This window comes from Streptomyces sp. NBC_01476, from assembly GCF_036227265.1.
Taxonomy (GTDB): Bacteria; Actinomycetota; Actinomycetes; order Streptomycetales; family Streptomycetaceae; genus Actinacidiphila.
This window is the reverse complement of sequence record NZ_CP109446.1, coordinates 6795753-6809054: the sequence shown is the minus strand read 5'-3', so window position 1 is coordinate 6809054 and position 13302 is coordinate 6795753. Positions and strand designations below refer to the sequence as shown.

Annotated in this window: 6 protein-coding genes and 1 pseudogene; 3 read left to right on the top strand and 4 right to left on the bottom strand. The window is 67.9% G+C overall.

Translation table 11 applies throughout. From position 1 onward, the window contains the following. Positions 1 to 261 precede the first annotated feature (261 nt). From OG552_RS29790 to OG552_RS29775, 4 genes and pseudogenes are all read right to left on the bottom strand, one after another. Positions 262 to 351: pseudogene (locus tag OG552_RS29790) on the bottom strand (DUF5655 domain-containing protein); the annotation flags it as partial. Positions 352 to 589: 238 nt separating this feature from the next. After that, positions 590 to 1012, bottom strand: coding sequence for a hypothetical protein (locus OG552_RS29785; RefSeq protein WP_329138165.1), 423 nt, complete (start codon positions 1010 to 1012; stop codon positions 590 to 592). Between the two features lie 107 nt (positions 1013 to 1119). After that, positions 1120 to 7602: an RHS repeat-associated core domain-containing protein gene (locus tag OG552_RS29780; protein WP_329138164.1), complete on the bottom strand. Its 6483-nt coding sequence runs from the start codon at positions 7600 to 7602 to the stop codon at positions 1120 to 1122. Positions 7603 to 8140: 538 nt separating this feature from the next. Further along, positions 8141 to 9333, bottom strand: a protein-coding gene (locus tag OG552_RS29775; protein WP_329138163.1) for an IS3 family transposase whose coding sequence is annotated in 2 segments (ribosomal slippage) — positions 8141 to 9069 and positions 9069 to 9333 — 1194 coding nt in all. Because the reading frame shifts where the segments join, the coding sequence is not laid out codon by codon here. A 481-nt stretch (positions 9334 to 9814) separates the two neighbouring features. Here OG552_RS29775 and OG552_RS29770 point away from each other — a divergent pair. The 3 genes from OG552_RS29770 to OG552_RS29760 all read left to right on the top strand — a co-directional run bounded on the left by OG552_RS29770 (position 9815) and on the right by OG552_RS29760 (position 12840). Further along, positions 9815 to 9940 carry a hypothetical protein gene (locus OG552_RS29770; protein ID WP_329138162.1) on the top strand — a complete coding sequence of 42 codons (126 nt, stop codon included), beginning with the start codon at positions 9815 to 9817 and terminating at the stop codon, positions 9938 to 9940. A gap of 768 nt (positions 9941 to 10708) precedes the next feature. Beyond that, on the top strand, positions 10709 to 12115 hold the full coding sequence (locus tag OG552_RS29765; protein ID WP_329138159.1) for a helix-turn-helix domain-containing protein: 1407 nt from the start codon (positions 10709 to 10711) through the stop codon (positions 12113 to 12115). Continuing rightward, the gene (locus OG552_RS29760; protein WP_329141260.1) at positions 12115 to 12840 is read left to right on the top strand and encodes an HAD family hydrolase; all 726 of its coding nucleotides are present in this window, start codon (positions 12115 to 12117) and stop codon (positions 12838 to 12840) included. Before OG552_RS29765 ends, OG552_RS29760 begins: the two co-directional genes overlap by 1 nt. Positions 12841 to 13302: the final 462 nt, after the last annotated feature.

Below are 13302 nucleotides of genomic sequence, written 5' to 3'. Positions count from 1 at the left end.
GTGATTCGACACCAACGAGCTGTTCAGAAGGCCCCACCTCTATGCCGCGACGCCTCCACGATCACCCGGTCGGAAACCTCAGTTCGAGACACACCCCACACAGCCGGAACGACAACAGCGACTAACAACAAAACCAAGCTGATCAAGCGTCAAATGTACGGCCGGGCAGGCTTCCCGCTCCTCCGCCACCGCATCCTGCTGGGATGACGTAACCCTCCGCCACCACGGAAAGTGAGCCAGATCCGTTGATTAGACACTCCCTCCGCCGTGCACCGGGCCCGTGCTGTACTCGGACGCCAGGAAGCGCACACCCAGCAACGACGGCATGTTCGTCTCGACCAACCCCTGCAGATCCCACGGCCCCGGCGTAGTTGAACTTTGATGGGTTTTGGGTTATTCATCCGTGAGACGAGGGGGCGAGTTGCCAGGCGAGCGCGGCCTCTGATGATCTTTCAGGTTCCTACGCCAGAAGATCGTCTCAGGAGCCGCGCTCGTGCCCGCATCCTCCCTGATCACACCGGCGATGCCGTGGCGGCACCCCCCGGACTTGCGCCGGAAGGGTGCCGCAACGGCTCATTTCAACTCAAGGTCAGACGCTCCCGTGGCCGAGGGCCTGGGCAAGCACCTCGTCCCGTATCACCGAATCCTCGGCGACCCGGGCCGCGATCGCCTCGATGAGGCGACGGCGGTCCGCCTTTCCGACGAAGGTCAGCGTCGCCCGGACGCGGCCGGTCTTCCGCCGTCGGCATACCAGCAGCAGGTGCCAGCCCCGCGACTCGACCGACACGGTGCCGATCTCGTCCCACGCCACGTGCTGGGCCCAGCAGGCTCGGCGCACGGCGATCCCGTGCTCACCGACGACCACGCCGGTGAACCGCGCGACGAGGAAGGGGAGGACCAGCGAGCACAGTCCGAACACCTCCCAACCGATCCTCCCCATCACCACGTCACCGCCCATCACGATGTGCGGGACGACGAAGAACAACAGAATCGGGCTGACCACCAGCAGCATCCGGTACGGTGACGGCCCGACCGACAAACCGGACGCCGCCGAGGGGGACGCCTCCCTGCCATTTCGTCGCAATGCTGTTCCCTCGATCACAGTCGGATTCCGCATCGTTACTTGCCGCAGATCTTCTGCCAGACAGAAAGGGTCTTCGCGACTTTCACCCCTCGGATGATACGAAGCGCCTTCGCGGCCTTGCCGACTGCGGCGGTCCCCGCTATGTCGGCCCCCAGGTAGCGGTTCGAGGTTCCGCAGGAACCGCCTGAACGGCCCATACCGCAACTGTCCACGGAGATAAGTGCCTGCGACGCTATCATCACGCCGGCGGCGATTCCCGCGATGGGCCCGGTCACCACTCCGCACACCTCGCAGAACAGAGTGACGATACCCGCACCGATGGCGATGTCCGTCGCCCAGCTGTTGACCTGGTTGATGACATCGATGTGCTTGTGCACGGCCTTCTTGAAGCTGCCCCAGAGGGACATGCCGGTCGGATCGGCCGCGTTGAGCGGGTTGTCCGCGGCGTAGCCGTAGGCGCTGAGAGTGGATTCCACCTCGGGGTCGACAGTGAGGAACTGGGCCGTCGCCGGGTCGTAGTAGCGGGCCCGCAGGTACTCGAAGCCGGTCTCGGCGTCGGTGTACTGGCCGGCGTACTCCAGCGGGGTGACCGCCGTGCCGGTGTGCGAGGAGACGGTGCCGTACGCGGTGTAGGCGTAGGCGCCGGTGACCGCTCCGGTGGAGTCGGTCAGGGCGCGGGTGGAGCCGAGCTGGTCGTGGAAGTACCACTGGGTGGTGCTGTCCACCTGCTCGACCGGGATGTTGCCGGGCCCGTAGAGGTAGCTGGCCGTGCCGTCGGAGAGCAGGTTCGGCACGTCCGTCGAACCGTCGTAGGTGAAGGCGGTCGTGACCGAGCCGACGGTCTTGGACGTGCGCAGCCCGTCGCCGTTGTACGTGTAGCCGGCGGTGGCGGCGCCGGACAGGGCGGTCAGGCGGCCGGCCTGGTCGTAGGTGTAGGTGGTGGTGGCGGAGGACGTGACCTTGCTGGTCCGGTCGCCCTCGGTGTCGTGGCCGTAGGTGGTCGCGCCGGACGCCGGGCTCGCGCAGGTCGGGCTGGACAGCGCCGCCGTGGTGGACCAGCACAACTCGTCGGCGGCGTCGAAGACCTGGTTGGACGTCCCGACCTGGACCGGGTTGTCGGCCGCGTCGTAGGCGAAGCCGGTGACCGTGCTGCCGGCCGTGGTCGACTTCACCTGCTCGTTGTCCGTGTATTGGTAGGTCTGCGCGCTGCCGGGCACGCCGGTCGGCGTCTCGCCGCCGATCTGTCCGTCGCCGTCGCGAGTGTAGGTCAGCGAGGCGAGTGTGGTGCTGCTCTTGGTGAGGGTGTCGGAGGTCGGCTGGTCGGCGTCGTCGTAACCGGTGGTCGCCGTCGTGCCGTTGGGGTAGGTGGTCGTCTTCCAGTCGCTGTCGGCGTCGTACCCGAAGGACGTGGCCTTGGCGTTCCAGTCGGTCAGGCCGGACAGGCGGTTGGCCTTGTCGTAGGTCTGGATGACGTTCTGGCCGCTGCCCGGGTAGGTCAGCGTCGTCGCGTTGCCGTTGGCGTCGTAGCCGTAACTCACCGTCGCGCCCGCGCCGTTGGTGGCGGCGCTCAGCTCGCCGAAGACGTCGTACGTCCAGGTGCTGGTGCCGGTGCCGTCGGTCATCGAACTGCGGTGGCCCGCCGGGTCGTACTCGATCGAGGTGACGTCCGGGGTGGCCGGGTCGGAGTAGGTGATCGAGATCGGGTTGCCGGCCGGGTCGTAGGTGTAGGTGGTGGTGCGGTTCGACGGGTCGGTCGTCGTGGTGAGGTTCCCGGCCGCGTCGTACGCCCAACTGGTCTTGTGGGTGTCGGGATCCGTGCGGCCGGCCTCGCGGCCCTGCCCGTCGTAGGTGAACGTCGTGGCGTGGTTCGCCGCGTCGATCGTCTTCTGGACGGTGCCGTCGCCGTTGTAGACGGTCTGGGTCGTGGTGGTGTCCGGGCGCTGCACGCTGGTCTGCCGGTCGGCGGCGTCGTAGCCGTAGACCGTCTTCTTGCCGTTGCCATCAGTGGCGGAGAGCTGGTTGCCGTCGGCGTCGTAGGCGGCCAGCGTGGTGTGGCCGAGCGGGTCGGTGGTCTTGGTGGTGTCGCCCCACGCGTCGTGCGTGTAGGTGGTGCAGCCCTTGGCCGGCGGGGTGCAGCTGACCGTGGTGCCGGCGGCGGTGCCGATCGGGGAGACGGTGCTGGTCATCAGCCCGGTGCCCGAGTCGAAGCCGTAGAGCGTCTTGTCGCCCTGGGCGTCGGTGGTCGAGATCTTGTCACCGGCCGCGTCATAGGTCGCGGAGGTGGTGTTGCCGCGGGCGTCCACGACACGGTTGGCGTCGCCCGGGTGGGCGGTGTCGTCGTAGTAGACGTTCACGGTACGGGACGGCACAGCGCCGTCGTCGACCTGCTGGGTCGTGCTGGTGAGCAGGCCGTATCCGGTGCCGCCGGCCGCGATGTGGCCGGACTCGTCGTAGCCGTAGACGGTCTGGAGGCCGGAGGGGTCGACCTTCTGGATCAGGTTGTCGTTGTCGTCATAGAGGTAACTCGTGGTGAAGCCACGGGAGTCGCTCTCGGAGATCTTGTTGCCGTGGTCGTCGTAGGCGTAGGTCTGCAAGTTGCCGTTGGGGTCGCTGACGGAGGTCATACCGAGGGTGACCGGGTCGTAGGTGTAGGTCCAGGTGCCCGCGTCGGCGGTGCCGGCGCCCTTGGTCTCGGACGTCAGCAGGCCGTCGGCGTAGGTGTCGATGGTCTTGTGGCCGGCCGGGTCGGTGACCATCGTCTGACCGGCGACCAGGCCCGTGCCCGAGTCGGGGCCGTAGGTGAAGGTGGTGGTCTTGCCGTCCGGGTCGGTCTGCGTGAGGACGCGCTCCGAGGAGTCGTACGTCATCGACGTGACCGGGGTCGGGGTCGCGGTCGACCCGTACTCCAACGGCTTGCGCACCGACGTCATCAGGTGGTTGGCGTCGTAGGTGTAGACGGTGTGGTCGTCGTCCTGGAGCGACGGGGTGCGGGTCGTGCCCACCCCGTAGACGTCGGTGAGGTCGCCGGCCGCGCTGTAGCCGTAGGTCACCGTGCGGCCCGCGCCGTCGTGCAGACCGGTGATGTGCGAGCCGGTCCAGGTCAGCGTGTAGACCCGGCCGCCGGGGTCGGTGATCGTCGACAGGTGCCCGGAGCCGTCGTAGACGAGGTTCGTGGAGTACGCCGGGCTGGCCTTGCTGCCCACCAGGTCTGTCTCGGCGGTGAGCCGGCCGGTCGCGACATCGAAGGTGAAGATGTCCTTCGAGGTGCGCGTGAAGGTGTACGTGGAACCGGCCTTGGTCAGCGTCGCGTCATAGCGCGGCGCGCTGGGGGTGTAGGTCCCGGAGACGTCGTTGAACGTCACCTGGGAGCCGTCCTCCTGGGTGACCGTCACGTTGCCGGTCGTGCCGTCCGTGCTCGCGGACAGGTTGTAGGCGTACGTCCAGCCGTAGCCGAAGGGGCCGTTGACCGCCAGCGAGGCGTTCGGGCCGCTCGGGTCGGCGATGGACTCCGCGTAGGAGCGGGTGAAGTCCAGCGGCATCCCACGGCCCGGCGTCGACAGGTCGGTGTAGCTGTCGCCGAAGAAGCCCGTGCTGGTGTCCACCGGGTCACCCGCGGTACGCCGGGCGCAACCGCACTGGATGAACGCGGGGTTGGAGCCCTTGGGAGCGTCCTTGACTCCGGGCGGGCCGCCGATCGGGTGCCCCGGGCTGCCGCCCTCGGGGATGAACGCGATCGCGTCGTACGCCACGTCGTAGTCGGCGTAGTTGATGTTGCCCGAGCCGGAGATGTCGCTCTTGTTGGAGAGTTTGACGTTGCCGCCGTTCTCCATCGCGAACGTGCCGATGGTCACCCACTGCTCCGAGCCCCAGTCCTGGTTGACCCGGATCTTCCACGGCGCCACCCCGCCACCGGGGTTGATGTTGTACACGACGTTCGTCGCCGACGCCGCCGTGGACGGGAAGTGCAGCTTGATCTTGTAGTACTGAAGCTTCGGCAGACTCGGCGTCCACGTCCCCGTGTTGATCTCCGACGGAACGGAGCCGGTCTCGGTGTGCGTGAACAGCACGTGCCCGCCGAAGCCCACACCGAGCTGGTGGGTGTCGATCGCACCGACCGGGTTGCCCGAGGAGTCGGTGCCGTAGGACATCGAGAACGTCCCACCCTGCGACCAGTTCGACGACCCGCAGCCCACCAGGTTCAACGGCGGCTGCGACTGCGACTCGTCGACGATGATCGGTGACCCGGAGCCCTCGTCGTGCACGTGCGCGGTGTCCAGCGAGCAGGACGGCGGATGCGGATGCGGCTTCTGGATCGCCGGCTCGCTCGACCCGGCACCCACCGTGTAGGGGCTGGTGGCGCAGGTGGTGGAGCAGTCGGAGATGAAGGTGGCCGCACCCGACCACCAGCACTCGGAGTCCGACAGGGTGCACATCTTCGGGTTGGAGCCCGACGGGTCGCACTTGTCGCCCGCGACCGTGCAGAACGTGGTCGGCGCCGGGATCTGCAGCCAGGTCTTCCCGCCGTGGTAGGCAGGCGTGGTGTAGGCCGGGTCGGTGAAGCGCAGGATCGGCTGGCCTATCCAGCCCATGATCCGCTCCTGGTACGGCCAGTCCGCCGGATGCGAGGCGTCCGCGTAGGAGGTCTTCAGGTACGGCGCCCGCGTCGGCGGGTAGTCGGGATTGGCCGGGTTGTTCGACCAGCCCAGACCCCAGGTGCCGTCCGGACCCGTGCACGTCGGACCCGGCGTGCAGCCCGTGGTGTTGCCGAAGGCGGCCGTCGGCTGGATCCCCGAGTTGTACGCCCACGCCGCGAAATACCAGTTCTCCAGGTACTTCGGGTCACCGCCGTTGACCGTGATCCCGGCCGTGTACAGCTGGTTCCACGTCCGCTCCAGGATCTGCAGACCGGCCGCCAGGTTCTCCTGGTAGTCCACACCGATCTTCCACTGACCGTGCTGGGAGTAGGTGGTGTCACCCACCGACATCCCCGTGGTCACCTGGCCCAGACCGTAACCACAGTCCGCCTTCGAGTAGTCCATCGTCTGGATGGAACCGCCCGCGCCGTAGTAGTCGCCGACCAGTGCGCCACCCGGAATACCCGGCAGGGCGTGCCAGGACGCCTGACTGTAGTTCGACTCCTGCGCCACGATCGCCTCATAGATCGACCGCGGCACCGAATCGAAGGTGTCACTGGCGGGGTGACTCAGCGGCACCCGCGCGAAATCGTCATTCGGCGCGTACGCGACCAGACCCAGATTCGCGTAATTCGCGGGGCGCTGATAGGCGGTACCGCTCAGCAGGCCCTGCTCGGCCATCTCGATCGCCCACGACACCTGGTTGGCCGACGGCTGCATCACCTGACGGTTCTCCGCCAGCCGGTCGACCGCGCACTTCGGCGTCGTCTGCACCGCGGGGGACAGCACCTTCGAAGAGATGCCCGAGGGCGCCGACTTGGTGGTCAGCGGACTCTTGCCCTTCGGCGCGGCGGCCTGCGGGACCTTGCTCCGCGCCGTCACCGACGGCGCCACCGCGCCCGAGGCCGACACCGCACCCGGCAGCACCGTCACCGCGGACTTGGCGGCGACAGCGGCCTTACGCTTGAGCAGCGTGTGCTTCCTGGTGCCCAGCACCAGCGGCGCGTCGGCATTGGTCTTCGCACCGGCGCCGAACGCGGCCGCGCCGTCCAGGGACACGGCCTGGGCGCCGTTGGGCAGACCCGCCGTCGCGACGGACCGCACACCCGAGCTCTTGTTCACCGAGGTGGCGCCCACCGCGCTGGCGTGGCCTCCCCGCCCCTGCATCAACTGCAGCTTGGCGGCGGGCCCTTCACCGATCGTGCTGACCTTCCCGCCCCGCTCGCGCCGCAGCAGCGACGACTGCCGGCCGCCGGCGCGCTGGACCGCGAAGTCCACCCCGCCACCCGACTCCGGCCGCACGTCATACGCCACACCGCCGGCATCCGCCAGCTTGACCGGCGCGGCCTTCGAACCCTTCGCGGTGACCGGGATCCGCACCAGTGTGCCGCCCAGGGCGCCCACCGGCCCGGCGGCCGTCGGCACCACCGATGTCACCTGACCGGCCACACTCCCCGACGCCGTCACCTTCGCGGACTTCAGGTCCACCGAAAGGACCTGCGTGCGCTGCTCGTTGTCCCCCGGGTTCACGGTGAACTCCGCCGTGTCACCGATGCCGCAGCCCGGCGAGTGGTACTTCAGCTCCACCCCCGCTGCCACCGGCTTCACCGCACCGGTGCGCAGGTCCACCGTGTACGCGAACGCGCCATGGTCACGCGCCGCCGCCTGGTTGACCGCCATCGCCGGCAGCACCGCGACCGCCGCGAACCGGCCGTCGCCGGAGACACACTGGTAGCCCGTCCACGACGAGTCGTCGATGTCACCGGGCCGCACCACAGCGACCTCACGCCAGGTGAAACCGCTCGCCCCGGTCGCCACCGCCAGGTGGTAACCCGAGCCGTCGCCGTACCCGTTGAGCAGCACATCTCCCGACGGAGCAGACACTTTCGCGCTGCTCGACGCCGTGGCCGTGCTCGTGACCGGTCCGCGCGGCGCGGCCACCGCGGGCGGCATGCCCACTGCCATCACGGCGAGCGTCACCGCCCCCGCTGTCCCCACCACGGCTAACGCCGGCCAACGCAGATGTCGCCCCACAACCCCACCCCTCTACTTGTGGTCAAACCCGATGAAGCTTCGTGGCCGACCCCCGGACCCCAATAGGGGCGAGACGAGATCTTTTGCAGGTCTTGGCCCAGGCATGGCGAACCACTCGGGCCGCCCGCGAGTCACGTCACTCGGCGAAAGGGGACAAGCCGGGGCTCTTTCCGCCCCGTACAAGCCGCAAAAACGCACCGAACAGACAGTGGACCACCCATTCATGGGCCATCTACAGGTTTCAAACACGGAAAAAAAAGAAGTTGCGCCCGGCGGGCAACCCCTATACGGTCCGCTGCGGTCAATCCCGTGCCCAGGCGGGAGGCACGGCCCCGGCGTAGTTGAACTTTGAGCTGCCCCGAGTTTCGTAGAGTCCGGTGATCTTGTTTCAGGCGGACTGTGGGACTGGTTCCTGGCTTCGCCAGTAGTCCTGTTCGTACTCGGCGGGCGGCACGTAATCGAGTGCGGAGTGGAGCCGTTCTTCGTTGTACCAGGTGATCCACTGGAAGATCGCCCGTTCGACCTGCTCGACGTCCTTCCAGGGGCCCTGCATCTCGATCAGCTCGGCCTTGAACGTGCCGTTCAGGGCCTCGGCCATGGCGTTGTCGTACGAGTCGGCGACGGAGCCGACGGAGGCGGAGGCGCCGATGTCGGCGAGCCGGCCAGTGTACCGAATTGATAGATATTGCGAACCCCTGTCACTGTGATGGACGAGGCCGGAGTCCTTCTTGATCCTCCGCCGCCACAGGGCCATCTCCAGTGCTTCCAGCGGAAGTTCGGTCCGCATGTGGTTCGCGACCTGCCAGCCGACGATCATCCGGGAGTACACGTCCAGGACGAACGCCACGTACGCCCAGCCCGACCAGGTGCGGACATACGTCATGTCCGCGACCCAGAGCTGGTCCGGCCGGCTCGCGGTGAAGTCGCGGTCGACCAGGTCCGGCGGCCGGGGCGCCGAAGGCTCCGGGACTGTCGTGCGCCGCCGCCGGCCACGGATCACGCCCTCCAGGCCAAGCTCGGCCATCAGCCGCTCGACGGTGCAGCGGGCCACCTCGTGGCCCTTGCGCCGAAGGGCGCGGGTGATCCGACGGGCCCCATACGTGCCGCCCGACTCCGCGTGGACCTGCTCAATCAGCGGCATGAACTGCTCATCACGGAGCCGGCGGGCCGACTTCGGCCGCTTCTTGCGGGCGAAATACGTCGACGGCGACAGCTCAAGAACCCGGCAGACGGGATCGACCCCGAGACCTCTGTCACGCAGGTGGTCGATCACCTGCTCGGCCTCGTCCGGGGACGGTCGATCTCCTGGGCAAAAAACACCGAGGCTGCCTTGAGGATCTCATTCGCCCGCCTCAACTCGGCATTCTCCCGGCGGAGTTGCCTGAGCTCGTCGTGTTCGGCGCTGGTCAGCCGGTCATCGCGCTCACCACGATCGACCTCGGCCTGGCGGACCCAGCCGCGCAGGGCCTCCTTATGGATGCCCAGATCCTTCGCGACATGCGCGATCGGGCGGCCGGTCGCACGGACCTCACGGATCGCACGCTCACGGAGTTCATCGGGATATTTACGGGGTGCTGGCATGGTGCTGGTAGTTCTCCCTCGCCAGGATCGTAACCCCGGCATCAGGGACTCCACCAAACCCAGAGCAGCTCAACCTGTGGCACCGAGTGTGGAAGTGGCTCCGCCGACGCCACCGGCGCAGGAACTGGAGATGGATCGTCCGCACCTACGGCAACCCCCGCAACCGGTGGGGCTTCACCGCCGACGGCGTGGACTTGTTCAACCCCGCGAAGGTACCCATCCAGCGATACCGCTACCGGGGCAACACCATCCCCACCCCGTGGTCCGCGCGACCAGCCCAGGCCACCGCCTGAGGGACTCGTGGAGAGCCCGGTGCCGGGAAACTGGCACGCCGGGTTCGGGCGAGCGGCCAGGGGAAACGCCCGCCGGAAACGGCGGAACCGCGCCCCTGGCCGACTCGTACAACCAGCTCCACCACATACGCGACACCACCTACGCCGAGGACGCCTTCCGCGTCCGCACCGGCACAGCCCCACGAGCCATGGCCAGCCTCCGCCACCTCGCCATCGGAGCCCTCCGCCTCGCCGGACACACCGGCATCGCCGCCAGTCTCCGCCACCACGCACGCGACGCCACCCGCCCGCTCGCCACCCTCGGCATCACGTGATCAAACCGGACCAAGCAACTGAACGACACCGCCCTGTCCACTGTCCTGGCGCAGGTCACCTCTGAATTGGCCGCAAATGCGATCGAGCACGCTCCTGGTCACCGGGTGACGGTCATGCTCGCGGGCGCCCCGGTGACGATCCGGGTGTCGGTGATCGATGGCGGGCCGTAGCCGGCCGGTTGACGGCACGCCCGCGGTCTGAGAACGCGGAGCGCGGGCGGGGTCTGACCGTGGTCACTGCCCTCTGCACGCGCTGGGGCTGCGCGCCCGGGCCTGGCGGAGGTACTCGGGTATGGGCGGAGGTGCCCACCGTGCCGGGCACGGCAGGAGGGGTGCAGCAGTACCTGACGAGGCAGGCGTGACAGCCGCTGCGGCAGAGACCGGCTGGCGCTGGTACAGGCGTACGGGGCCGAGCAGGACCCATCGGTCGAGCCGGGCGTGCCTGGCTGCCCTCGGCCAGGTACGCGTCACGGCGGGGCCTCCCGGCTCCCAGCCTGGCTGCGTCGCCTACTTGGGGCCCTGACGTGAGCCTCGATTCCCGCACCACGTGATACCGAATGATGCGGGGACTATCAGGGCAGATCGAGGCTAAGGTGATTACGGCTTCGGGAGGGAACCCGGGGAACCGCACATCTCGCCCGGAGGAGGGAAGGGGTGCCTCGCCAAGCGCCACAGCGCTGCGATCGATGCGGCTGCTCCTTGAGTCAGTACAACCTGGATCCCCTATGCTTTTCCTGCGCCCGCTCGCAGCCCAGGCAAGCTCATTACATGCCGTTCGTCCCGGAATCCGTCTGGTCGGATGCGGAAGTCCAAAGTGCGCTTGGGAACTGGGACTTCGGCAGTGCCAGCCGCCTCATCAGACTCCGAAGCGGTCTCCGTCAGGAAGACATGGCCCAGATCACCGGGATAAGCCAGCCCTTCCTGTCCATGCTGGAGTCGGGTACCCGAAGGCTCACCAACATCGACAAGATCATCAAGTTTTTGACGGGACTTGGCGTACCGGCCGATCTGGCTGCCTTCCCTCTCCGCCATGGTCATGGCCCAGGCGAGCAGGCGCCCCAAGCCCCGTTCGCCGGCGACGCCGATCCAGGTCTCCCCTGGACCGCGGCCCGCTTGGTGGAAGCACTGGACAGCGCGGCAGGAGGCAGCGCGATGGACCGTCGGCGATTCCTCAGTGCAAGCGTCATCTCCCTCACCGCTTTCGTCAACGCCTGGGACACCGCCGAAGCGGAACCCCTGACCAGAGCAGCAGAGGGAAGTCAGCTCACCGGTGACCTGCTGGACGCCCTGCAGTCCACCACCGACAGTCTCCGAACCATGGACGCGAGTGACGGCAGCGGTACCCTCACTGCCCTCGGGGACAGCCATCTCCGGTTCCTCAAGCACCTCGTGGAGAAGACCTCGTACGACGAGGAGACGGGACGACGTCTCGCGGCGATCATCGCCGACACCGCCATGCAGACCGGATGGTTTGCCTTCGACTCCGGCGACCGGGACCGTCCACTCGGCTACCTGTACGCGTCCCTGCGCGCGGCGAAAGCCTCACAGGACGTACGGCTCGGCGCTGGTGCGCTGTCCTACATGGCGATCCACGGATACTCCACCGGTGCCCCGCACCATGCCGTGGCCGCAGCCCAGCGCGCCCGGGACAAGGTGAAGAACCTCGGCACGCCGGCCCTTGAAGCCATGCTCCTGATGCGGCAGGCCCGCGGGCACGCCAAACTCGGCGAGAGCCAGGCAGCCCTGACCGCACTCGGACGGGCAGCAGAACTGTGCGCCCAGGGCCGCTCCGAGCACGATCCGCACTGGCTGTACTGGGTCAACGAGGGCGAGATCCACGGTCAAACGGGCAGTTGCCATCTCGACCTCGGCGACCCGACAAGCGCCGCCGCCAGTTTCACCAAGGCTTGGCAGGCACTCAATCCGGCAGATCACCGGACCCGGGCTCTGTTCCTCTCGCGCGCCGCCACCGCACACGTCAAGCAAGGTGATGTCGAGGCCGGAGCCGCCACAGCGCACGAGGCCCTGGATCTGGCCGCGACAATCCAGTCGGCCAGGCTCGACAACCACGTCGCCTCCATGATCCACGGGCTCCATCAAGCCGCCGACAGCCCGTACGCTCGGGACGTAGTGGAGCGACACGCCGCCATGCCAACAACAGGGAGCCGAACGTGATCGCCGAGCCGCGGACCCTCGTCCTGTGGGACATCGACCGCACTCTGCTGTACGTCGGTGACATCGACAGGCAGGTCTACCGGGAGACCTTCGCCGAGATCGTCGGTCGTCCCGCGGAGCGCCTCCCGGCACGAGGTACCGGCGTGACCATGCCCCTGGCCATCCGCTCCCTCCTGGCGGACAACGCCGTACCGGAGACAGAGATCCCGCACCTGTTGCCACGGATGGTGGAACTCCTCCCCCGGCGCCTCGCCGCGCGCATGGAGGACCTGCGCCAGCAGGGTGTCCTCCTGCCCGGAGCCGTCTCCGCTCTCAAGGGCGTGCAGGCCCAACCGGGATGCGTACCGACGGTGGTCACGGGAAACCTCAAGCTCAACGCCCTTCTGAAGCTCAAGGCGTTCGATCTCACCGGGTTCCTGGACACAGAGATCGGGGGATACTCGTCCGACAGCGACCACCGCCCGAGTCTCGTAGCCGTTGCTCAGGCCCACGCCCAGGCCAAGTACGGCAGAAGCTTCTCCCGCTCCAACACGGTCATCATCGGTGACTCCCTCGAAGACGTCCGAACTGGTCTCGAAGGCGGGGCGCGCGTGATCGCGGTCGCGTCCGGCAAGATCCCAGCCGTGGATCTGGCAGCGGCCGGAGCCGACGTCGTCCTCGACAGCCTCGAAGACGTCCCGCGGCTCCTGCGCGCGATCACTAGAGTGACCGACTCCGGCCTCTGAGCGCACCCGCGCCGCCCACCACTGGTCGCAGCACGTCACGCACATGCCGTCGACGTCGGTGAACCCCAACTGCGCGCCAATGGCACGGCTTTCCTACCGCACGATCAGCTGCACTCCCGCAGGCCCGGTCTTCAGGACGTCCAAGGTCGGCTCAGCCCCGCGGCGGGGGCGTGGCCGGCGGGTTCGACTGCTGGGGTCCAGGACAGTTAAGAAACCTGGTGGCCGGCGGCGGCACCGCTAACCGCAGCAGCGCACCCACCTGCTCCCCGCAGCCTTCCGGGTCTCAGTCGACGAACCCAATGAGCGGGGTATTGGTAGGGCACCGGCGAGGTGTCCGCGGTGAGCACGTCCTCTTCCCGCAGCCCGGTTCAAACCGCCCGTGCAACTTCGCTGGCGTGAAAGTCCCGCTGTGCCACGAGGGCCTTGGACGAGCCCGCTGCTGCGTGCGAGGTTGATCGCCCT